The 22,121-nt window shown below is 75.7% G+C and carries 21 protein-coding genes; 13 read left to right on the top strand and 8 right to left on the bottom strand.

The window, feature by feature from the left end; all coding sequences use genetic code 11:
- Positions 1–15: 15 nt before the first annotated feature.
- The 4 genes from ABZ881_RS25325 to ABZ881_RS25340 all read left to right on the top strand — a co-directional run bounded on the left by ABZ881_RS25325 (position 16) and on the right by ABZ881_RS25340 (position 3,400).
- Positions 16–507, top strand: a complete 492-nt coding sequence (locus ABZ881_RS25325; protein ID WP_358488096.1) for a hypothetical protein — start codon at positions 16–18, stop codon at positions 505–507.
- A 166-nt stretch (positions 508–673) separates the two neighbouring features.
- Positions 674–1,003: a hypothetical protein gene (locus ABZ881_RS25330; RefSeq protein WP_358488097.1), complete on the top strand. Its 330-nt coding sequence runs from the start codon at positions 674–676 to the stop codon at positions 1,001–1,003.
- The gene (locus ABZ881_RS25335; RefSeq protein WP_358488099.1) at positions 1,000–2,622 is read left to right on the top strand and encodes a hypothetical protein; all 1,623 of its coding nucleotides are present in this window, start codon (positions 1,000–1,002) and stop codon (positions 2,620–2,622) included. The genes ABZ881_RS25330 and ABZ881_RS25335 overlap by 4 nt, the downstream gene beginning before the upstream one ends.
- Entirely contained in the window at positions 2,615–3,400 is a 786-nt protein-coding gene (locus ABZ881_RS25340) for an ESX secretion-associated protein EspG (protein ID WP_358488100.1), read from the top strand. Before ABZ881_RS25335 ends, ABZ881_RS25340 begins: the two co-directional genes overlap by 8 nt.
- Here ABZ881_RS25340 and ABZ881_RS25345 read toward each other — a convergent pair.
- On the bottom strand, positions 3,370–4,773 hold the full coding sequence (locus tag ABZ881_RS25345) for an NAD(P)H-quinone dehydrogenase (RefSeq protein WP_358488101.1): 1,404 nt from the start codon (positions 4,771–4,773) through the stop codon (positions 3,370–3,372). The genes ABZ881_RS25340 and ABZ881_RS25345 overlap by 31 nt on opposite strands.
- A gap of 152 nt (positions 4,774–4,925) precedes the next feature.
- Between ABZ881_RS25345 and ABZ881_RS25350 the strand changes: the two genes are divergently transcribed.
- Positions 4,926–5,384 (top strand): gamma-glutamylcyclotransferase, encoded by a 459-nt coding sequence (locus ABZ881_RS25350; protein WP_344029189.1) that lies wholly within the window; start codon positions 4,926–4,928, stop codon positions 5,382–5,384.
- A gap of 13 nt (positions 5,385–5,397) precedes the next feature.
- Here the strand turns inward: ABZ881_RS25350 and ABZ881_RS25355 are convergent, their stop codons facing one another.
- Entirely contained in the window at positions 5,398–5,880 is a 483-nt protein-coding gene (locus tag ABZ881_RS25355) for a MarR family transcriptional regulator (protein WP_358488103.1), read from the bottom strand.
- 95 nt (positions 5,881–5,975) lie between these two features.
- Between ABZ881_RS25355 and ABZ881_RS25360 the strand changes: the two genes are divergently transcribed.
- Positions 5,976–6,629: an NAD(P)H-dependent oxidoreductase gene (locus ABZ881_RS25360; protein WP_358488104.1), complete on the top strand. Its 654-nt coding sequence runs from the start codon at positions 5,976–5,978 to the stop codon at positions 6,627–6,629.
- A 24-nt stretch (positions 6,630–6,653) separates the two neighbouring features.
- Here ABZ881_RS25360 and ABZ881_RS25365 read toward each other — a convergent pair whose 3' ends face one another.
- Entirely contained in the window at positions 6,654–7,898 is a 1,245-nt protein-coding gene (locus ABZ881_RS25365) for an amidohydrolase (protein ID WP_344029180.1), read from the bottom strand.
- Positions 7,899–8,347: 449 nt separating this feature from the next.
- On the opposite strand from ABZ881_RS25365, the gene ABZ881_RS25370 reads away from it, so the two are divergent.
- Genes ABZ881_RS25370 through ABZ881_RS25385 form a run of 4 tightly spaced genes read left to right on the top strand, consistent with a single transcriptional unit; the run spans position 8,348 to position 12,982 of the window.
- Positions 8,348–10,066, top strand: a complete 1,719-nt coding sequence (locus ABZ881_RS25370) for a serine/threonine-protein kinase (RefSeq protein WP_358488105.1) — start codon at positions 8,348–8,350, stop codon at positions 10,064–10,066.
- A 26-nt stretch (positions 10,067–10,092) separates the two neighbouring features.
- Positions 10,093–10,887 carry a purine-nucleoside phosphorylase gene (locus ABZ881_RS25375; protein WP_358488107.1) on the top strand — a complete coding sequence of 265 codons (795 nt, stop codon included), beginning with the start codon at positions 10,093–10,095 and terminating at the stop codon, positions 10,885–10,887.
- A complete protein-coding gene (locus ABZ881_RS25380; RefSeq protein ID WP_358488108.1) occupies positions 10,887–12,524 on the top strand; it encodes a phospho-sugar mutase in 1,638 nt (545 codons plus the stop codon). The genes ABZ881_RS25375 and ABZ881_RS25380 overlap by 1 nt, the downstream gene beginning before the upstream one ends.
- A complete protein-coding gene (locus tag ABZ881_RS25385; RefSeq protein WP_358488109.1) occupies positions 12,521–12,982 on the top strand; it encodes a flavodoxin in 462 nt (153 codons plus the stop codon). The genes ABZ881_RS25380 and ABZ881_RS25385 overlap by 4 nt, the downstream gene beginning before the upstream one ends.
- A 6-nt stretch (positions 12,983–12,988) precedes the next feature.
- On the opposite strand, the gene ABZ881_RS25390 is transcribed toward ABZ881_RS25385, so the two are convergent.
- Positions 12,989–13,750: an SGNH/GDSL hydrolase family protein gene (locus ABZ881_RS25390; protein ID WP_358488110.1), complete on the bottom strand. Its 762-nt coding sequence runs from the start codon at positions 13,748–13,750 to the stop codon at positions 12,989–12,991.
- 6 nt (positions 13,751–13,756) lie between these two features.
- Positions 13,757–14,380, bottom strand: coding sequence for a uracil phosphoribosyltransferase (upp, locus tag ABZ881_RS25395; protein WP_344029162.1), 624 nt, complete (start codon positions 14,378–14,380; stop codon positions 13,757–13,759).
- A gap of 467 nt (positions 14,381–14,847) precedes the next feature.
- On the opposite strand from upp, the gene ABZ881_RS25400 reads away from it, so the two are divergent.
- Entirely contained in the window at positions 14,848–15,084 is a 237-nt protein-coding gene (locus tag ABZ881_RS25400; protein WP_010230125.1) for a hypothetical protein, read from the top strand.
- Between the two features lie 51 nt (positions 15,085–15,135).
- Positions 15,136–16,419, top strand: coding sequence for a primosomal protein (locus ABZ881_RS25405; RefSeq protein ID WP_358488111.1), 1,284 nt, complete (start codon positions 15,136–15,138; stop codon positions 16,417–16,419).
- On the opposite strand, the gene ABZ881_RS25410 is transcribed toward ABZ881_RS25405, so the two are convergent.
- The gene (locus tag ABZ881_RS25410; protein WP_358488113.1) at positions 16,352–17,521 is read right to left on the bottom strand and encodes an adenosine deaminase; all 1,170 of its coding nucleotides are present in this window, start codon (positions 17,519–17,521) and stop codon (positions 16,352–16,354) included. The genes ABZ881_RS25405 and ABZ881_RS25410 overlap by 68 nt on opposite strands.
- 198 nt (positions 17,522–17,719) lie before the next feature.
- Here ABZ881_RS25410 and ABZ881_RS25415 point away from each other — a divergent pair, with 198 nt between their 5' ends.
- Complete coding sequence (locus ABZ881_RS25415) at positions 17,720–19,045, top strand: PA containing protein (protein ID WP_344029152.1); 1,326 nt, start codon at positions 17,720–17,722, stop codon at positions 19,043–19,045.
- A 59-nt stretch (positions 19,046–19,104) separates the two neighbouring features.
- Here ABZ881_RS25415 and ABZ881_RS25420 read toward each other — a convergent pair whose 3' ends face one another.
- Together ABZ881_RS25420 and murJ are read right to left on the bottom strand one after the other, a co-directional pair.
- Positions 19,105–20,235: an aminotransferase class I/II-fold pyridoxal phosphate-dependent enzyme gene (locus tag ABZ881_RS25420; protein ID WP_358488114.1), complete on the bottom strand. Its 1,131-nt coding sequence runs from the start codon at positions 20,233–20,235 to the stop codon at positions 19,105–19,107.
- 25 nt (positions 20,236–20,260) lie between these two features.
- Complete coding sequence (murJ, locus tag ABZ881_RS25425) at positions 20,261–22,000, bottom strand: murein biosynthesis integral membrane protein MurJ (RefSeq protein ID WP_358488116.1); 1,740 nt, start codon at positions 21,998–22,000, stop codon at positions 20,261–20,263.
- Positions 22,001–22,121 lie beyond the last annotated feature (121 nt).

The following is a 22,121-nucleotide window of genomic DNA, read 5'->3' on the forward strand; positions in this document are numbered from 1 at the left end:
CGCACAGGATCCGTCATGCCCCTCGCCCCACCGGCGTCACCACACGTGACGACGCACATCCACACCGACGGCCCGATCCCGGGCCCGCACTCCCTGCTCACCCTGATCTCGACCGCGTACGGCGCGGACGGGGTCACGATCGGCACATTCACCGCGAACCTCCGCGAGCTTCCGGGGGCCACCGTGCACCCGACGGCGCTGGAGGACTGGCGCGGCCGGGCCGAGGACTGGCTCCTCACCCGGCGGGCCGCCCGTCCGCCGGGGCTGGTCGCGAACGCCTACGCCGCCTGGGTCGACGACCTCGGCGGCCGACCGCAGTTCGTCGTCGACCCGGCCGAACCGGACCACCTGTTCGTGTTCTGGTACCTGCAGCGGTTCGCGGGCCGCTGGCCGTTCGCCGGGCTCGTCCCCGCGTTCGCCACCACGACCTGGGCCCCACCACCGTGCCCGCTCAGCGGGTGCCGGCCCGTCGACGCGGACGACCGCCACGCGGTCGCCGCTGCGTAGCCACGGCGCCACAGCAGACGCGCACCCCCGCGCGTGCCGGATCACGACCGGCACGGGCGGGGGTGCCGTCGTTCGCGATGGCGACCGTGGACCGCCGACCGGACGTGACCGCGGACGACCGTGGTTAGCGTGCCGCCGTCCCGCCCAGCCGTCCCGGAGGCCAGCCGTGCCCGTACCCCGCCCGGATCTGCGGATCGATCCGACGACACCGCCCGCCGTCGTGGCCGCGCTGGACCGGGCCGTGGACCGGCTCGCCACTGTCCTCACCCTGCTCGACGCCGACGCCCGCCGGATCCGGCCCTGGCTGGGTGACCCGGTGAGCGCCGAGGCGGCCGCCCGGTACGCCGGTCACGCCGCGGACGCCGCCGGTGCGGCGATCGAACGGATCCGGACGCTGCGCTCCGAGATCGTCCGAGCCCGGGACGCGGTCGACCGCTCCGGGCGGGACTACGCCGGCACCGAGGCCGGGATCGTCCGCTCCTGGACCCGGTCGTGACCGCACCGCGCTGGATCGGGATGAGCCACGCCGAACTGCACGCGATGGTCGCCGCCGGTCCCGGCCCGGTGGCGTCGGCGGCGGCCGAACGGGCCTGGCGGGACGCCGCGGAGGCCCTCGACGACGTGCACCGCGAGCTCGCCGACCGGGTGCGGGAGCTCCCGGCCGGCTGGTCCGGGGGCGCCGCCGATGTGACCGCCGGGGCGCTCGGGGCACTCGCCGGCTGGGCCGGTGGCGCCGCGGCCGACGCGGTCCGGACCGCCGACGGGCTCGCCGCGCACGCCGCGCTGGCGGCCGGCCTGCGGGCCCGGATGACCGAGCCCCCGGCCGCGTCCCCACCGGCGGTCGTCCCGGCCGGGGCGGCGGTGCTCACCGACTGGGCCGCGGCGGACGCCGCCGCCGGGAACGCGGCGGCGCGGGCCGCCGAGCTGATGCAGCGCTACGCCGAGGACAGCCGGATCGCCGTGGCCCACTGGACCGGCTGGGCCGCACCGCCCGCGGTGACGGCGGCCGCGGCTCCCGCGGGGGTGTCCGTGGCGGCGGGGCCGGCTGCGGCGGGCGGTCCGGGATCGGGTGGTCCGACGGTGGCCGGTCCCGGAGCCGGTCCGGGCGGTGCCGGGCCCGGTGCTGGCTCGCCGGGCCTGACCGGTCCTGCCGCGCCGGGCCCGACCGGTGCCGCCGCACCGGGCGCGACCGGTGCTGCCGCGCCGGATGGTGGCGTGACCGGTGCTGCCACGCCGGGCGGTGGCTGGTCGGGCGGTGGCCTGGCCGGTGCTGCCGCGCCGGGCGGTGCCTGGTCGGGCGGCGGCCTGACCGGTGCCACGTCGCCGGGCGGTGGCTGGTCCGGGGCCGGCTGGTCCGGCGGTGCCGGGGGCGTCAACGGGCCGGGAACGGGCGGCGGGCCGGGGTGGGTGGCGGGCGGGGCTGCCGGGGCGCTGGGCGCCGCCGGTGTCGCGGCTGCCGCGGGAACACGATCGACCGGACGACCGGAGCCCGGTGCGACGGCCGGCACGGGCGCCGCAGGCCGGATGCAGTCCGGCGACGGGCCGGGTCACACCGAGGCCTCCGGTGCGGCGGGCGAGAACTCCGGCGACCTCCGATCGGCGCGCCCCACGGCCGGGCCGGACGTCGGTCCGGCTGTCGGGCCGGCTGTCGGGCCGGAGGCAGACCCGGGTGCCCCTCCGGAGGCCCGCCCGGAGGTCGCTGCGCCGGGCGGCCGGGCGGCCACCGACCCGGGTCTCGCCGCGCCGGGCGGAGATCCGCACGTCACCGCACCCGGCGGACCGACGACCACGGACCCGGGCCGCATCGCGCCGGCAACGCCCCCGCCGGGTCCACCCGCACCCGCGGCGCCGGTGCTCCCCGCCGCCGTCGCACCCGGTACACCGGCGGCCGTGCACCGGCATCCCGTCGCGTCCGGCGCCGCCCCTCCCGCACCCGGACCGGACGGCCGTGCACCGGCCTGGCGCCTGCTCGCCGACCGGAACCCGCCCGGCGGAACCGGCGCCCCCGAGGCCGGCGACAGCGGCGAGACCGGTGGAACCGGCGAACCCGGGCCCGGCGCACCGGCCGCCGTCGCGGTGCTCCGCCCCGAGCAGCGCTGGCGGGGCCGTGGCTGAGTGGGACCCGGCGACCCGGTTCCGGCTCACCGCCGCCGAGTTCGACGTCGTCTGGGAGCTGCTCGGGCTCGGGACCACCCCGGCGGCGCTGTCCGTGCCCTCCCCCGGGCGGAGCACGGACGAGCGCACCCGGGGCGTCGCCGCCGTGACGGCCGCGCTGCGCGATCGCGGCCTCGCCGGCCCGCGCGGGCACGCACCCGGGCTGGTGCGGCTGTGCACCCTGCTCGCCCGGCCCGAACGGCAGCTGGAGGTGCGCGCCCGCTACGGGTCCGCGCTGCGCGCCGTCGCGGCCGGGAGTACCGACGGCGGCGTGCTCGCCGTGCACACCGGCGGCACCGTGATCGTCGCCGCCGCCGGTTCCCCGGCGCACGCGGCGGTGTCGGTGCTCCCGCCGGCACACCCGGGCCCCGGGCCCGCAGCCGGGATGCCGACCGCCGAGCTCGCGCTGCTGCTCAGCGACGGCACTGACGAGACTGCCGGTACCGGCGGCACCGAGCGGTCCGGGCCGTCGGCGCGGCTGGAGGCGGTGCTGCGCGGACCGGCCCGGCACGCCCAGGTGTGCGCGGTCCGGTTCGACCGCTGGGGCAACCCGGCCCGGCTGCCCGGGTACGTCACCGTCGTCGACACCGCGCGCGGCCGGTACCGGCTGACCCGCGACGCCGAACCGGGCCCCGGGCCGGAGTGGGTCACCCTGGCCCCGGTGTCCCCGCAGGCGCTGCGCGCGCTGCTCGACCAGCTGTTCGGGGATCAGTCCAGGTCGGAGTGCTGCATCAGCTGACGGCCCGCCTCGGTGATCGACCCGGACAGCGACGGGTACACCGAGAAGGTGTGCGCCAGGTCGTCGACACCCAGACCGTTCTGCACCGCCATCGCGATCGGCAGGATCAGCTCGCTGGCGACCGGCGCCACCACGACACCGCCGATGACCACGCCGGACGCCGGCCGGCAGAACAGCTTCACGAAGCCGCGGCGCAGGCCGCGCATCTTCGCCCGCGGGTTCGTCGACAGCGGCAGCATCACCGTGCGCGCCGGGACCTCGCCGGAGTCGATCGCGTTCTGGCTGATCCCGACGGTCGCGATCTCCGGACGGGTGAACACGTTCGCCGCGACGGTCCGCAGCCGGATCGGCGCGACGCCCTCGCCGAGCGCGTGCCACATCGCGATCCGGCCCTGCATGGCCGCCACCGACGCGAGCATCAGGACCCCGGTGCAGTCACCGGCCGCGTAGACGCCGGGCTCCGCCGTCCGGGACACCTTGTCGACCGGGATGAACCCGCCGCGGTCGGTCTCCACGCCGATCTTCTCCAGGCCGAGGTCGCCGGTGTTCGGCACCGACCCGACCGTCATCAGGGCGTGCGAGCCCTCGACCGTGCGGCCGTCGGACAGCGTCACCAGCACGCCGTCGCCGGTGTTCTCCACCTTGTCGGCGCGGGCGTGCGCGAGGATCTCCACGCCGCGCTCGGCGAAGACCTCCTCCAGCACCGCGGCGGCGTCGGCGTCCTCGTGCGGCAGCACCCGGTCCCGGCTGGACACCAGGGTGACCCGGCAGCCCAGCTCCACGTAGGCCGAACAGAACTCGGCGCCGGTCACACCGGACCCGACGACGACGAGATGCTCGGGCAACTCCTCCAGGTCGTAGAGCTGCCGCCAGTCCAGCACACGGTCGCCGTCCGGCCGGGCGGAGTCGAGCACCCGCGGGGTCGCGCCGGTCGCGATCAGCACGTTGTCGGCGACCAGCCGCTCGACGGTGCCGTCGGTGTGGGTGGCGGTGACGTCGTGCGTCGCCCGGCCGGCACCGGGACCGTCGAACTGTGCGGTGCCGGTGATGATCCGGACACCCTCGTTCTCCAGCCGGGTGCGCACGTCCGCGGACTGCGCCAGCGCCAGCGACTTGACCCGCTGGTTGACGGCGGGCAGGTCGACCGCCGAGTTGCCGCGGTCGACCAGCACGCCCAGGTCCTCGGCGCGGTGCAGGTCCACCCGGACGGCGGCCGACGAGATGAACGTCTTCGACGGGACGCAGTCGTAGACGACGCAGGCGCCACCCATCCCGTCCCGCTCGACGACGGTCACCTCGCTGCCGTGCTGCGCCGCGACCAGCGCGGCCTCGTATCCGGCAGGTCCGCCGCCCATGATGACGATGCGGGTCACGGGAAGTCCCCCTGGAGACGTCGGTGGTGGTGGGCCGGCGGCCTCGCCACCGGCGTCGACAGTGCTTCACAGTACGCGTGTCCGGTTCAGCCGGCCGGGCGGGGCGGGGCCCGCCCGGCCGCCCTCCGACCCCGAGCCACTACGCTGCCCCCGTGCCGCTGTATGCCGCGTACGGGTCGAACATGGACCCCGAGCAGATGAAGGAGCGCGCCCCGCACTCGCCGATGGCCGGGACCGGGTGGCTCCAGGGCTGGCGGCTGACGTTCGGCGGCGAGGACTACACCTGGGAGGGCGCGCTCTCCACCGTGGTGGAGGAGCCGGGCTCGCAGGTGTTCGTCGTGCTCTACGACGTCCCCGAGCACGACGAGGCGCAGCTCGACCGCTGGGAGGGCGGCGAGCTCGGCCTGCACAAGAAGCTGCGGCTGCGGGTCGCCACCCTGGACGGCAGCGTCCTCGCCTGGATCTACGTGCTCAACGCCTATGAGGGCGGCGAGCCGTCGGCCCGCTACCTCGGCGTGATCGCCGACGCCGCCGAGATGGCCGGCGCGCCCGCGGACTACGTCAACGACCTGCGCAGCCGGCCGAGCCGGAAGTCCTCACCCGGCGGCTGACCCCACCCGCGGCTCAGCAGGCCGATCCGGGTTCGGTGCAGGGGTCCGCGTCGTCGGCCGGCCGGGCCCGGGCGATCCGCCCGATCATGTCGCGGAACAGCGGACGCTCCACGTCGTCGAGTGGGGCGAGGAGCTGGTCCTCGACCTCGGCGATGCGCGCGGACACCTCCGCCAGCAGCCGCCGGCCCGCCTCGGTGAGCAGGACCTGCCGCGCCCGGCGGTCCGCCGGGTCCGGGCGGCGCTCCACCAGGTCGCGCTTCACCAGGTCGTCGACCAGGTAGGTCATCACCGTCCGGTCCAGCCCGAGCAGCTGAGCGATCGTCGCCTGGTTGTGGCAGGCGCCGCCCGCCGCGACGGACAGCACCTGGAACCCCCGCGGCCCGCCCGGCAGGTCGTCGACCTGCTCGTGCACCGAACGCAGGTAGGCGCGCAGCACCGTGCCGAGCGACCGGCCGAGCTCGCCGGTGTCGGGCACCTCCTGCACCGCCTCCGCCATGCCCCGAATCGTACAGATTCGACCTTCGCGGCAAGATAATCGTGATGTACGATCATCTAGATAACAGATTATCCTCCAGTGAGAGCAGGTCCCGCATGAGCAGCACCCTCTTCCGGCTCGACACCAGCGTCCGCACCGAGGGCTCGGTCACCCGGGCCGTCGCCGACACGCTGCAGGGAACGATCCTCGAGGAGCTCGGCGAGGGCGCCCGGGTGGTCCGGCGCGATCTCGCCGTCGAACCCGTCCCGGCCGACGTGTGGGCGAGCGCCGCCCTCGCGCCGGAGCAGGGTCGCTCGGCGGAACAGGAGCGCGCCGTCCGGACCGCCCGCGAGCTGGCCGACGAGGTCCTGTCCGCGGACGTGCTCGTGCTCGGCGCCCCGCTGTACAACTTCGGCGTCTCGCAGCACTTCAAGACGTGGGTCGACACCCTGATCACCGATCCGCGGCTCGCACCGGGGCAGACGCCCCTGGCCGATCGGCCGGCCTTCCTGGTGACGGCACGCGGGGGCGGCTACGCGCCCGGGACCCCGCGCGAGGGCTGGGACCACGCGACCGGCTGGATGCGCCGGATCCTGGTCGACGTCTGGGGGCTCGATCTCGACGTCATCGAGACCGAGCTCACGCTCGCCGAGGTGAACCCGCAGATGGCGGAGCTGCGCGAGCTGGCCCGGGCCCAGCTCACCGAGTCGCACGACGCCGCGCGGCGCGGCGGGCGCGCGGTCACCCTGCGGCTGCGGTCGGTCGCCTGACCGGGGCGGGCACCCCGGCGACGGTCAGGAGGCGTCCGCGAGCGCCGCGAGCGCGGCGTGCACCAGCACCCGGGAGCCGAACGGCAGTGACCGCTCGTCCAGGTCGAACGTCGGCTGGTGGATGTCGCGCTGCGGGCCGCTGCCCGACCACACGCCGAGCCGGGCCATCGCGCCCGGGGCGTGCTCCAGGTACCAGGCGAAGTCCTCACCGCCGGAGGACTGCTCGGTGCTCGCGTCGGCCGGCTCGCCGCCGACGGTCACCGCCGCGTCGCGCAGCAGACCGGTCGAGATCTCGTCGTTGACCACCGGCGGGACCCCGCGGACGTGGTCCAGCACGTACCCGACACCGGTCGGGGCCAGCACCGCGGCGACCAGCGCGCGCAGCGTGTCCTCCAGCTCGGTCCAGGTCGCGTGGTCGGCGGTGCGCAGCGTGCCGCGCAGCATCCCGGACTGCGGGATCGCGTTGGCCGCGTCGCCGGCCTGCACCGCTCCCCAGGTCAGCACGGTGCCCGAGCGCGGGTCCACGTGCCGGGTGAGCAGCAGCGGGACCTGGGTGGCCAGCAGGCCGAGCGCCTGCACCAGGTCGGCGGTCAGGTGCGGGCGCGAGGTGTGCCCGCCCGGCGAGGTCAGCCGGACCTCGATCAGGTCGCAGGCCGAGGTGATCGGCCCGACCCGGGTACCCAGCCGCCCGACCTCCAGGCGCGGGTCGCAGTGCAGCGCGAAGATCCGCTCGACGTCGGACATCACGCCCTGGGCGACGACGTCCAGCGCGCCGCCGGGCTGCACCTCCTCGGCCGGCTGGAACACCAGCCGGACCCGGCCGGGCAGCGACGGCGCCGAGTTCAGCGCCAGCGCGGCGCCGAGCAGCATCGCGGTGTGCGCGTCGTGCCCGCAGGCGTGCATCACGCCGGGCACCGTCGAGGCGAACGCGAGACCGGTCTGCTCCTGCAGCGGCAGCGCGTCCATGTCGGCACGCAGCGCCACCAGCGGACCGCCGTGGCCGATGTCGCAGACGACGCCGGTCCCGCCGGCGAGCGTGCGCGGCTCCAGGCCGGCCCGCAGCAGCGTCTCCGAGACGCGGGCCGTCGTGCGGTGCTCGCGACGGGCCAGCTCCGGCTGCGCGTGGATGGCGCGGCGCCACCCGACGATCTCGCCCTTGTGCGCCCGCATCCACGATTCCAGCCAGGCCGGACCCGTGCCGGCACCGAGGTCGTCGACCGGCAGGTCGCCCACCTCGGGAAGCTCGGTGCGGGTCTGCAGCGCAGTCACCTTGTCCTCCTCGTCCGGGATGTCGGGGCCCCGGCCCACCGCCCCGTCACGGGGCGTCGGAACGTGCCCGACCACGACTCATGGTGCTCACCCGTCCGGCGGTGTTCCAGTCGAAAGCGGCCGTTCACGGGTCCGCGCGGCGAGGGGTCGGCGGGATGCTGCCAACGGGTTCACCAGTTGTGACGAGCGGGCGGGCGGGAGCGCGACGAGCGGCCGTTTCCGCCGTTCACCGGCGGTCCCGGATCGGGCCGCAACCGCACCGCAGCCGCCTCGCAGCCGCCCCGAATCCGCACCGTCACCGGGCCGTGACGCAGCGGCGTCCGCCCCGCGGCCGGCGCCGCCCGGCGACCGGGCGCCGCAAATTGGTGACACACCGTCACCGGCCGGAACCGCCTGTCACAGCCGGTGTGCAGGTGGGCGGCTCGCGGGACGATGGAACAATCGCCGGCGTGACCGTTCCCGAAGGCGATGTCCAGCGCCGCCAGATCGCCGGGCGGTACCGCGTCGACGGGCCGCTCGGCAGCGGCGCGATGGGCACCGTGTGGTCCGGTTTCGACGACGTGCTGCAGCGCCGGGTCGCCCTGAAGGAACTGAAGATCCCGGACGGGATCCCGGCCGCCGAGAAGCTCGAGCTGCGCGAACGGATCATGCGCGAGGCCAGGGCGCTGGCCGGTCTCTCGCACCCGAACGTCGTCACCGTGTTCGACGTGCTGGACTCCGGCGGCGACGAGCCGCTGGTCGTCATGGAGCTGGTGCCGTCGAAGAACCTGGCCGCGGCGATCGCCGAGGCCGGGCGGCTCGACCGGGCCCAGGCCGGCGTCGTCGGGTACGGCACCGCCGCCGCGCTGCGGGCGGCGCACCGGGCCGGGATCACGCACCGCGACGTCAAGCCCGGCAACGTCCTCATCTCCGACGACGGCCGGATCAAGCTCACCGACTTCGGCATCGCCCGCAACGAGTCGGACGCCCCGATGACCTCGGCCGGCCTGGTGCTCGGCTCCCCCGCCTACATCGCCCCGGAGGTCGCCGCCGGCCAGCCGGTCACCCCGGCCGCGGACCTGTGGGGTCTGGGCGCGACGCTGTTCGCCGCCGTCGAGGGCCGGCCTCCCTACGACGTCGACGGCGATCCGGTCCGGACCATCACCGAGGTCGTCGACGGCCCGGTGCCGGTGCCGACCGTGGGCGGCCCGATCGCCGAGGTGATCTCCGGGCTGATGGTGAAGGAGCCCGCCGGCCGGATGCCGCTGGACGAGGTCCGGGCCCGGCTGCGGCCGCTGCTGGCCGACCCGGACGACCCGATCTTCCCCGGCTCGCCGGACGTCCCGACCGTGATGGCGCGGGTCCCGGCCCCGGCCGCCTCGCCGGCGTCCGGCCCGCAGGTGCCGCACCGGCCGCCGGCCGCGACCGGCACGCACACCCGCGGCGGGGCGCCGCCCGCCACCGAGGTGGCACCGGCCGCGCCGGCCGGACACGCCCCGCCGGCCGCACCGCCCGTCCCCGAGCACCGGCCCGCACCCCGGCCGGCCCGCCCCACCGGCCCGGCCGGACGGGCCGGGTCGGCGCCCGCCCGACCCGCCGCGGCGCGGGGCACCGGGTTCGCCGGCGTGCTCGGCGGGGTGCCGCTGGTGCTCGGCGGCGCGCTGCTGGTGCTGCTGGGCGCGCTCGCCGGGTTCGCCGGGGTCCGCGCGCTGGCAGGCCAGGAGCCGCTGAGCACGATCACCGTCGCCACCGAGCGCACGCCGCGGGTCGCCCACCCGGATCCGCTCGGGTTCTCCGTCGCGGTCCCCCAGGACTGGACCCAGTACCGCTCCCCGGCGGGCGACGGCTCGGCCGTCGTCCGGTTCGTCAGCCCGGACGGCCGGCAGGAGCTGTCCGTGCGCGCCGCCGCCTCCACCGAGGCGGTCACCGGCGCGCTGACCCCGGAGGCGCTCGGCGTGGACGGCGTCGACGCCGGCCCGGTGCAGCCACAGGCCGACGGGTCCGACCAGATCGAGATGACCACCACCAGCGGCCCGCAGGAGCGCAGCACGCTGCTGCGGATCTTCCCCGGCCGCGATCCGGACGGCGTCTGGGTGCTGCAGCTCACCTCCCCCGCCGGCCAGGCCGAGGAGGCCGCCGCCGGGCTGTTCGACGCGGTCGCGACCGGCTTCCGGAGCACCGGCGGCTGATCCCGGCCGGTGATTAGGGTGGTGCCATGTCCGCCCTCGCGCACACCGCCCAGGAGGCCGCCGCCGAGCTGGCCCGCCGCACCGGAACCGAGCGGCACGACGTCGCCGTCGTTCTCGGCTCCGGCTGGCGTCCCGCCGCCGACGTGCTCGGGACCGCCGACGCGGAGCTGCCGATGGCCGAGCTGCCCGGGTTCGTCGCCCCGTCCGCGGTCGGGCACGGCGGCACCGTGCGCTCGCTGACGATCGGCGGGCGCCGGGTGCTGGTGCTGCTCGGCCGCACTCACCTCTACGAGGGGCACGGCGTCGAGCCGGTGGTGCACGGGATCCGGACGGCGGCCGCGGCGGGCGTCTCGGCCGTGGTGCTCACCAACGCCGCGGGCGGCATCACCGAGGGCCTCTCGGTCGGCCAGCCGGTGCTGATCGCCGACCACCTGAACCTGCTCGCCCGCTCGCCGCTGGTCGGCGCCGACTTCGTCGATCTCACCGACGCCTACTCGCCGCGGCTGCGCGCGGCCGCCCGCGAGCTCGATCCGTCGCTGGTCGAGGGTGTGTACGCCGGGCTGCCCGGGCCGCACTTCGAGACCCCGGCCGAGATCCGGATGCTGCGCACGCTCGGCGCCGACCTGGTCGGGATGTCGACCGTGCTGGAGACGATCGCGGCCCGCGCCGCCGGGCTGGAGGTCTGCGGCATCTCGCTGGTCACCAACCTGGCCGCCGGGTTGTCCGGGCAGCCGCTGGACCACCAGGAGGTGCTCGACGCCGGGCGGGCCGCGGCGACCCGGATGGGCGAGCTGCTGGGCGAGCTCGTCGCCCGCGTTTGATGGGGCCCGATCCGCAGCTGCGGGACGCCGCGCTGCGCTGGATCGCCGACGACCCGGATCCGGGCACCCGGGCCGAGCTGCAGCGGCTGCTGGCGACCGCGCTGGCCGGCGGCCCCCCGGCGGACGGCGCCCGGGCCGGGCTGGCCGACCGGATGTCCGGGCCGCTCCGGTTCGGCACCGCGGGCCTGCGCGGCCCGGTCCGGGCCGGGCCGGCCGGGATGAACGTGGCGGTGGTGACCCGCACGACGGCCGGGCTCGCCGGCTGGCTCCGCGCCGGCGGCCGGACCGGGACGGTCGTCGTCGGGCGCGACGCCCGGCACGGCTCGGCCGCGTTCGCCGAGGCCGCCGCCCGGGTACTGACCGGCGCCGGGTTCGAGGTGGCGCTGCTCGATCCCCCGGTTCCGACCCCGCTGGTCTCGTTCGCCGTGCGGCGGCTCGGCGCGGTCGCCGGGATCGCGGTCACCGCCTCGCACAATCCACCGGCCGACAACGGCTACAAGGTGTTCCTGCAGGACGGCGCCCAGCTCGTCCCGCCCGACGACGCCGGCATCGAGGCCGCGGTGACCACCGCGCCGGCCGCGGTGTCGGTCCCGCTGGGGCCGCTGCCCGCCGTCACCGACGTGACCGCCGACTACCTGGACCGGATCGCGACGCTCCCGCGCACCCCGCACGGCGCCGCCCCGCGGATCGCGCTGACTCCGATGCACGGCGTCGGCGGCGCGCTCGTCACCGCCGCGCTCGCCCGCACCGGGGTGCACGACGTGCACGTGGTGGCCGCCCAGGCCCGGCCCGATCCGGACTTCCCGACGGTCGCGTTCCCCAACCCGGAGGAGCCCGGCGCCACCGACCTGCTGCTCGAGCTGGCCGCCGGCTGCGGGGCGGAGCTGGCCGTCGCGCTGGACCCGGACGCCGACCGGTGCGCGATCGGCGTCCCGTTCGACGACGGCTGGCGGATGCTCTCCGGCGACGAGACCGGCGTGCTGCTGGCCGATCACCTGCTGCGGACCCGGGCCGGGCCGGACCGGCCGGACGCGCCGGCGCCCCTGGTCGCGACGACAGTGGTGTCGTCGTCGATGCTGGCCACGGTCGCGGCCGCGCACGGCGCCCGGTTCGCCGAGACGCTGACCGGGTTCAAGTGGATCGTCCGCGCCGGCGACGGGCTGGTCTTCGGCTACGAGGAGGCGATCGGGCTCTGCGTCGACCCGGACGCGGTCCGGGACAAGGACGGCGTCTCCGCCGCGGTGCTGGCCGCCGACCTGGTGCGCGGGCTGGCCGCGGCCAGGTCGTCGGTGCCCGCGCGGCTCGACGAGCTGGCCGCCGCGGCCGGCGTGCACCGCACGCTCGGCGTCTCGCTCCGGATGGAGCACGCCGAGCGGGACCGCGCGGTGCAGCGGCTGCGCGACGCGCCGCCGCCGGGCTGGGCGGCCGACCGGCCGGCACCGGACGTGCTGCGGCTGCGCCGCGACGGCGTCCGGGTGGTGGTCCGGCCGTCCGGCACCGAGCCGAAGCTGAAGGCGTACCTGGAGATCATCGAACCGCCGACCGGCGATCCGGCGCTGGTCCCGGCGTCCCGGGAGCGGGCGGAGCGGCGGCTCGACGCGCTGCGCGCCGAGGTGGACGGGATGCTGGGCCGGTGAGCGGGGCCCGGCTGCTGATCGTGCACCACACGCCGTCCCCGGCGACCGCCGAGCTGCTGGCGCAGGTGCGGGCGGGCGCCGCCGATCCGGAGATCACCGGGGTGCGGACCGTCGCCCGGGCCGCGCTGGCCGCGACCGCGTCCGACCTGCTCGCCGCGGACGCCGTGCTGCTGGCCACCCCGGCCAACATCGGCTACATGTCCGGGGCGCTCAAGCACTTCCTCGACCAGGTGTACTACGTGTGCGGCGAGGACACCCGCGGCCTGCCGTACGGGTTGTGGGTGCACGGCGGATCGGACACCTCGGGCGCGACCCGGTCGGTCACCGCGATCGCCGAGGGCATGGGCTGGATCGCCGCGGCCGCCCCGGTGGAGGTCACCGGCGCCCCGGACGCCGCGGCCCGGGCCGCCTGTCGCGAGCTGGGCGCGGTGCTGGCCGCCGGGGTGATGCCGGGCTGAGCCCGGCTACCTGCGGGTGGAGGGCACCGGCGTGCGGTCCTGCCAGGCCCCGATCCGGTCGGCCCACATCGCGGCGATGGTGCGGTAGGCGTCCGGGCCGGCGTGCAGGCCGTCGGCGGTGCGCCCGCTGCCGAACAGCCCGGACACGTCGGCGTACTCCACCGAGCGGCCGGCCGCCCGGTGCCGCTCGGCCACCCCGGGCAGCAGCGAGGCGAGCCGGGCCCGCTCGGTCCGCTGCTTCGGCAGCGGCGCCCACACCCCGGCCATGATCACGTGGGTGCCGGGCGCCGCGGTGAAGATCCGGTCCAGCATCCGGTCCAGGGTGGCCGCGGTCGCCTGCGCCGACGTCCCGGACAACAGGTCGTTGGTGCCGGCGTGCAGCAGCACGACGTCCGGGTCGGCGGCCAGCACCCAGCCGCCGGTGAGCGGGAGCATCCGGGCGGCGGTCCAGCCGGAGCGTCCCTCGTGGTCGGTGTCGGGCAGCGCGTCCGGCCCCGACGAGCGGGAGCCGACGAAGTCGACGGCGACGCCGTCGGCGGTCAGCCGCTCCCACAGCGGCAGCCGGTAGCCGGCCGTCGCCGGGCTGCCCACCCCGACCGTCGACGACGCCCCGAGCGGCATCACCCGCAGCGCGCCCGGCGACGGATCGGGCATCTCGGTCTCCTCCGGCCGGTCCGCGCCGGGCAGCAGCGCCACGGCCGCGACGAGCAGCGCGACCGCCAGTGCGGTCAGGACCCGGCGCCGGGTCGGCGCGGAGGGTGCCGGCACTACCGCTCAGACCGACCCGAACTGGCGGTCCCCGGCGTCGCCGAGTCCCGGGACGATGAAGGCGGAGTCGTTGAGCCGCTCGTCGATGCTCGCGGTGACCATCCGCAGCGGCAGGCCCGACTCGCGCAGCCGCTGCACGCCCTCCGGGGCGGACAGCGCGCAGACCACGGTCACGTCGTCGGCGCCGCGCCGGGTCAGCAGCTCGACGGTGTGCAGCATCGAGCCGCCGGTGGCGAGCATCGGGTCGAGCACGAAGACCGGCCGGCCGACCAGCGAGTCGGGCAGCGACTCCATGTAGGGCACCGGCTGGTGGGTCTCCTCGTCGCGGGCCATCCCCACGAAGCCCATCTGGGCCTCCGGGATAAGGTTCAGCGCGGCCTCGGCCATGCCCAGGCCGGCCCGGAGCACCGGCACCAGCACCGGGGGCGCCGCGAGGCGGTGCCCGACGGTGCGCGAGACCGGCGTGTGGATCGGCTCCTCGGCCAGCGGCGCGCCGCGGGTCGCCTCGTAGACGAGCATCAGGGTGAGCTCGCGCAGGGCCGCCCGGAAGGTGGCGTTGTCGTTGCGGGCGTCCCGCATGTTGCTCAGCCGCGCCCGCGCCAGCGGGTGGTCGACGACGATCGTGTCCACGAGCGGAGAGCCTACGTGCGCGCGGACCGGCCGGTCCCCCCGCCGAGGGGCACCCGTCCGCGGCGCCGTCCCGGCCGCGCACCCCGGACCTGCTGCGGCACAGCGGGACCGGTGACGACGTCGACACGGATGCGTGTCATGGTTCACGAAGGGTGAGCGGCCCGTCGCCACCGACGAGTGATGTCAACTCCCTTGCTGCAGCCCCGGTCGTCCGCCCGGGTGAGGCCCGCGGCACGGCCACAGACCTTGCGTGACAGTCGATCCCCGATCGGTCCGGTAGTGACCAACAGTGCTCGTGTCGACACGCCGGGCTCCCCACATCGCGTGATCACGCGCGCTGAGTGCCACTATCGGCACACAAGGTCGCCGAACTCGGGATTCACCTGACCCGAACGGGTGGTATGGCCGAAACGGTGTCACATCGAAGCCCCCGCCGACGCTGTACTAGATGACGAGGAGGTGATCCGATGCCGGAGAACACGACTTCCGAAGAGCAGACGTTGATCGCTGCTGCGGAAAAGCTCACGCAGTGCGACGGATACGTCGTTCTGGCGGTGGACCCGCAGACCGGGGAGGTGGACGCGCACGGCCCGTTCGACGGGATGACGGCGACCATCAAGGCGGACCAGCTGAGGCGCGACTTCGACCGGGGCGGTCTCGAGGACGTGTCGATCGGCGTGGTCCGCCTGCACAGCCAGGCCTGACCGCGCCGGGGCTCCCCGAGGCCCCCGACCGATCGAGATAGGGTCCGCATCGTGGCAAGCGACATCGTCCCGATCCGGCTCGCTCTCACCCGGGGCGACGTGGTCACCCTGTGGGCTCCCCCATGGCGGGAGGACGGCGAGGAGTGGGAGGCCTTCCTCGGCGACGACGAGCACGTGTTCGTCTTCGACGAGGTCGCGGGTCTCGCCGCCTTCGTGCGGACCGCCTCCGGGCACGACCTCGAGGACCATCCCGCCTGGTCGGCGGTTCCCGGCCTGCCGGTCGGCGACCTGACACCGGACGACGCGCACCGGTACGACCTCGTCGGGCTGCCCGAGCTGGCCGCCGAGGACCCGGACGCCTGGACCGTGCAGGAGCTGCACGAGGCCGTCTCGATGGTCCGGTCGCTGGCCGACGTCTGCGACCTGGAGAACGTCGTCGCCGCGCTGGACGGTGAACCCGCGTTCGCGCTGCTCCGCGAGGGTGCAGGCGTGTTCGCCGGCCGGGACGGCGCCAAGCGCTGGGCCGCGCTGTCCGAGGCGGTCGCCCAGCACTGGGACGAGATCGTCGACACCGTCGACGGCCTGGTCGCCACCCCCGAGGTGGACACCGGGGCGCTGGAGAAGGCCCGCACCGAGTCGGCCGAGTGGGAGGCCGCCCAGGCCACCCGGGCCGACGACGCCGGCGACACCGACGCCACCGACGGCACCGACGGCGAGAACGACGGGGCCGCGGCGATCGGCGCCGGCGACCGGGATGTCGCGGAGGGGCCGACCGGCTTCTGGGCCGAGGTCGGCATCGACCCGATCCGGATCGAGAACGGCGACACCTCCCTGGTGACGCTGCGCTGCTACCTCGACGACAAGCCGGTGTTCCTCGGGTCGGACGGCCGGATCGACGTCTTCGGCTCCGAGGAGGAGCTGGTCGCGGCGCTGGCCGATCCGGAGCACCCCGCGGTGGCGGGCACCGACCTGGCCGCGGCAGTCACCTTCGCCGAGGTGCTGGCGGCCGCGAGGGCGGGCGAGCTGGACGCGACGGTCGAGGACATGAACACCTACGTGCTCACCGGCATCGGCTCCGATCTCGCCGAGGGCGTCCTCGACCTGGACCCGGTCCAGCTCGACCTGGCCTCGGAGCTGCTGACCGACGTCGGCGAGTGGGCGGGCGATCCCGAGCCCGCCGAGTCCCTCGCCGAGTCGAGCAGCCTGGGCTGGCTGGTGTCGTTCGTGGTCCGGCCGGACCCGACCCGGATGGCGCCGAGCCCGCCGTTCACCCGGGAGGCGCAGGCCTGGAGCGAGCTGGTGGCCGGGCTCGCGGCCCGGCTGCGCCTCCGGTGAGCTCGGCGTAGCCCGGCCGGATGACGTCCCGGATCAGCGCGACCCGCTCGTCGAACCCGATGAAGGCGGACTTCATCGCGTTCACCGTGAACCACTCGAGGGTGTCCCAGCCGTAGCCGAACACCCCGGCCAGGTCGGTGAGCTCGCTGGTCATGGTGCAGCCGGACATGAGCCGGTTGTCGGTGTTGACCGTGACCCGGAACCGCAGCTCGGTGAGCAGCCCGATCGGGTGCTCGGCCAGCGACGCCGCGGCGCCGGTGTGCACGTTCGAGGTCGGGCACATCTCCAGCGGCACCCGCATGTCCCGGACGTAGGCGGCCAGCCTGCCGATCCGGTGCTCCGGCCCGTCCGGGCCGGTGCCCGTCGTGATGTCGTCGACGATCCGGACGCCGTGCCCCAGCCGGTCCGCGCCGCACCACTGGATGGCCTCCCAGATCGACGGGAGCCCGAACGCCTCGCCGGCGTGGATGGTGACGTGCGCGTTCTGCTGGCGGACGTACTCGAAGGCGTCCAGGTGCCGGGTGGGCGGGAACCCCTTCTCGGCGCCGGCGATGTCGAAGCCGACCACGCCCGCGTCCCGGTGCCGCACGGCCAGCTCGGCGATCTCCCGGGACCGTGCGGCGTGCCGCATCGCGGTCAGCAGCGTGCCGATCCGGATGGTGCGCCCGCTCGCGGCGGCCCGCTCGGTGCCGATCCGGAACCCGTCCAGCACGGCGGCGATCACCGCGTCGACGTCCAGGCCGCCGTCGACGTGCAGCTCCGGCGCGAACCGCACCTCGGCGTAGACGACTCCGTCGGCGGCCAGGTCCTCGGCCGCCTCGGCGGCGACCCTGGTCAGCGCCTCCCGGCTCTGCATGACCGCGACCGTGTGCCCGAACGTCTCCAGGTAGCGGACCAGCGAGCCGGAGTGCGCGGCGCCCAGGAACCAGGCGGCCAGCTCCTCCGGGTCGGTCGTCGGGAGCTTGCCGTAGCCGGTCTCGCGGGCCAGCTCGATGACCGTCCCGACCCGCAGTCCGCCGTCGAGATGGTCGTGCAGCAGCACCTTGGGGGCGCGCCGGACGGTGTCGTGGGTGAGCGGGATCGGCGCGGGGTTCTCTGCCACCCGCGAACGGTACCGATCCCGGTCGCCCGTTCGGCGTGGCGTCCTGCACCGGCCGTGCGGGCCTGCAATGATCATCCCGATCCGGCGGCGAGAACGGCCCCCGGACGGCTCAACGCAACACCGTCCGTCGACCCTCGAACGGCGGTCGCTACCCTCTGGGCACTCCCCACTTGGCTCAGAGGAAGCGCAGCAGGTGCCATGAGCGACACTTCGAACCTCTCGTTCGACCGGATGCGCGGCATGCTCATGCGGGCGGCCGAGATCCGCGACAGCGAACAGCAGCAGATCTTCGACTCCCTCGACGAGATCCACGCCCGGCTTGCCGCACTGGACGCCATCGGCACCGTGCGCAAGAAGCTCACCGAGCTCCCCGACCGGACCGAGCTCAACGTCCTGGCCGAGCGGCTCGACGAGACCGTGACCAAGCTGGACAACCAAGAGGTCATCCTCGGCGCGATCACCCGCGCCATCGAGTCCCTGCCGGACAAGCTGGCGAAGCCGATCGCCCAGCTCGACGGCAGGCTGGACGGCATGAGCGGCCGACTCGAGGGGGTGTCCGGCCGGATGGACGGGCTGGACGACCGGCTCGGCGGGCTGCACAAGCGGCTCGACGACCTGGACAACCGGCTCGACCGGCACGAGATGCGCCTGGACGCGATGCCCAACGCGGTCGCCTCCCCGATCAAGGAGCGCATCGAGGGCGTCGAGCGGCAGGTCAAGGACCAGCTCGACGCCGCCGTCGGCTCCTTCGAGGAGACCGGCGAGGGCCTGCGCAACCTGCTCGGCGACACCTCGGTCGGCCTGCACCGCAGGCTGGAGGAGCTGGCCCAGCGGCCCGCCGTCGACCCGACGCCGGGCTTCGAGGCGCTCACCGAGCGGCTCGAGGCGCTGTCGGCCCGGCTGGAGGAGGTCGGCGGCCGGCTGGACACCGTCGAGTCCGGCATGGAGGGCAGGCTCAGCGACCTCGACGGCTCGGTCAAGGAGCGGGTCGGCAAGCTCGGCGGCTCCCTCAAGGACCGGATCGGCGAGCTCGACGGGTCCGTGCAGAACCGGCTGGGCGAGCTCGCCAGCGGTGTCGAGGAGAAGCTCGACGGCTTCGACACCCGGCTGGACAAGCTCTCCGGCGACGTCGAGGGCCGGTTCGACCGGCTCTCCGAGGGCGTCGACACCCGGCTGGCGAAGTTGGCCGAGAGCGTCGACACCCGGTTCGACACGCTCTCCGGCGACGTCGACGGGCGGCTGTCCGGTCTCGACGCGGTGCTGCGGGACCGGCCGGACACCGGCTCGGTCACCGAGCTGGTGACCCGCGCCAACGCGGACTCGGAGCGGCGCAACGCCAGCCAGCTCGACGAGGCGATGGCGACCTTCGCCGAGCTCATCATGGGGCGGGGCGGGCAGTACGCCCAGCAGACCCCGCCGCCCCCGCCGCGGCCCGCGCAGCGCCGGTCCCGGTCCAAGGTCGCGGTGAAGAGCCAGAACGGCGCCTCGGCGGCCGATCTGGTCTCCGACGACCCGGACGACTGACACCGCGAGCAGCACGGCGACGCCGCGATCCCCACCCGGGGGTCGCGGCGTCGTCGTGTTCAGGGCAGGGCGGCGGCCATCCGCTGCACCGCCTCGGTGAGGACCTCCGGATGCGTCGCCAGGTTCAGCCGCAGGTGCCCGGCCCCGCCCGCACCGAACGGCTCCCCGGCGTTGAGCGCGACCCGGCCGCGCTCCAGGAACGTCGCCGCCGGATCGTCGGGACCCAGCCCGCGGCAGTCCAGCCAGGCCAGGAACGTCGCCGGGGCCGGCCGGTAGCCGATCCCGGGCAGGTGCTCGGCGAGCAGCCCGGCCAGCAGCTCCCGGTTCCGGGCGAGCGCCGCGACGAAGCCGTCCAGCCAACCGCGGTCCGACTCCAGCGCGGCGACGTGCGCGTGCACGGCGACGTGGCTCGCGCCGACCTCCAGCATGTCGGCGGGCAGCCGGTCGATCGGCGCCGCCGGCCCGCCGACGGCGACCGCCGCCTTCAGCCCGGCCAGGTTCCAGCCCTTCGACGCCGACATCAGGCTGAACCCGTCCTCCGCGCCGGGCACGCTCAGCCAGGGGGTGAACGGGGTGCCCGGATCGACCAGCGGGGCGTGGATCTCGTCGGCGACCACGGTGATCCCGTGCCGGCGGGCCGCGGCGGCGACCGCGGCCAGCTCGTCGGCGGTGTGCACGGTGCCGGTCGGGTTCTGCGGTGAGCAGAGCAGGAACGCCCGCACCCGGGGCGTCGCGAACGCGCGCTCCAGCGCGCCCGGATCGAGCCGCCCGGCGGCGGTCAGCGGCGCGGACACCGGCTCCCACCCGGCGTGCCGGAGGAACGCGAAGAACGGCGGGTACACCGGCGGGGCGAGCGCGACGGCGTCGCCGGGCGGGACGACCGCGCGCAGCGCCTCGACGACGCCCTGCATGACGTCCGGCACGACGAGCGCGCGCGCCGCGTCGAGCCCGTCCCAGCCCCAGCGGTCCCGGGCGAACGCGGCCAGGGCGCGGGCGTAGCCGTCGCCGGCCGGGTAGCCGGTGTCGCCGTCGGCGAGCACCCGGTTGACCGCGGCCAGCACCCCGGGCGCCACCGGCACGTCGGCCTCGGCGACCCAGAGCGGGAGGACGTCGTCGTCGTAGGTCCGCCACTTCATGCTGGTGCGGCGGCGCAGCTCGGTCAGCGTCGGGAACTCCAGGAGGTCCGGCACGCCACCGATCCTGGCACGGGAGCGCTCAGCGGCGGGCGAGCCGCCGGAACACCGCGTCCAGCTCGGCGACCTTCAGCAGCCGCATCCCGGCGACGGCCAGCGGCAGCGCGACCAGCGTCCCGCCGAGCAGCAGCGTCCACGCCTGCGCGACGACCGGCCAGTCCGCGATCGCCGGCTCGGCGAGCCGGGTCAGGCCCCAGGCGATCGCCGCGGCCGCACCGGAGGCGAGCGTCACCTTCACCAGGCAGCGCAGCACCTCGACGCTGCGGACCCGGCCGAGCCTGCGGCGCAGCAGCCACTGCCCGATCAGCGCGCCGCCGACGAACGACAGCGAGTTCGCCGCGGCCAGCCCGAGCACCACCTGGCCCGGCGGCAGCAGCAGCGGGCAGGCGAGCAGCAGCGGGATCTTCACGCCGACCATGCCGACCTGGATCAGGGTCGGCGTGCGGGAGTCGGTCATCGCGTAGAAGACCCGCATCTGCAGCATCGTCACCGCGTAGGGCAGCAGCCCGAACGCCGACCAGGCGACGGTCTCCCCCAGCCGGGCCGCGCCGTCCCCGCTGCCGGCGCCGACCGAGAACAGCGCGGTGCCCAGCGCGCCGCCGAACGCGGTCATCACCGCGGCGATCGGGACCAGCCCGACGGTGGACAGCCGGGCCCCCAGCGACAGGTCCGTCACCACCTGGTCGGTGTCGCCCTGCGCCGCGGCCCGGCTCATCCGAGGCATCAGCGCGGTCAGCAGGGACACCCCGAGGACGCCGTAGGGCACCTGCAGCAGCAGCCAGGCGTTCATGTAGGTGGCGACCGAGCCGCCGTCCGCGGCAGCCGCGACCCGGGTGGTGACGATGTAGCCGGCCTGCCCGACCAGCACGTAGCCGACGATCCACAGCGCCATCCCGCCGGCCAGCGACAGCCGCGGGTCCCAGCCCCACACCGGCCGGTAGGAGAACCCGATGCGGCGCATGAACGGGATCAGCACGGCCGCCTGCACGACGATGCCCAGCGTCGTCCCGAGCCCCAGCACCAGCAGCTTCGGGTCGCCCATCCGCACCGGATCGGCCGAGATCTCGCCGGGAACCAGCGCGTAGACGGCGAGCACGCCGAGCACCACGACGTTGTTCAGCACCGGCGCCCAGGCGAACGGCCCGAACACCTGCTTGGAGTTGAGGATCGCGCCGAGCAGCGCCCCGATCCCGTAGAAGAAGATCTGCGGCAGCAGCAGCCAGGCGAACGCCGTCGCCAGCGCCGGATTGGCCTCGCCGCCGTCGCCGGAGCCCAGGTAGAGCCGGGTGAGCAGCGGCGCGGCGGCCATCGCGAGCAGCGTCGCCAGCAGCAGCGCCACCCCGACGACGGTCAGCAGGCGACGGGTGAACCGCTCGCCGCCGTCCGGGTCCTCGGCCTGGGCGCGGACCAGCACCGGGATCATCACGCTGGTCAGGACGCCGCCGAGGAGCAGCTCGTAGACGATGTTCGGCAGCGTGTTCGAGATCGTGTACGAGTCGTTGACGACCGCGAACCCGAGCACCGCGACGATCGCCAGGTTCCGCAGGAAGCCGGTCAACCGGCTGACCAGGCTGGCGATCGCGATCATGCCGGACGAGCGGACCAGCGAGCCCGCGTTCTCGGTGCCCCCGCCCGCGGGCCCGGCGGGCTCGGCGGGTTCCGGGACCCGGTCGATCGGGGTGGTCGGCGGGCCGTCGTCCGGTGGGACCGACGGTCGCTGGACCGGGCGGGTGACCTCCTCCGGAGCCTCCGGCGGCTGCACCGACTCCGCGGGTGCACGTCCGGCCCGTTCCGGCATCACCGGACGGGGTATCGGAGCCCGCCGGGGCGGTCGATCCTCACGCATCGCGCCCATCGTGCCGGATCGGTCGCGGACGGTGCGC

It is taken from the genome of Pseudonocardia sp. NPDC046786 (genome assembly GCF_040645415.1).
In the GTDB taxonomy this organism is placed as follows: Bacteria; Actinomycetota; Actinomycetes; order Mycobacteriales; family Pseudonocardiaceae; genus Pseudonocardia; species Pseudonocardia kongjuensis.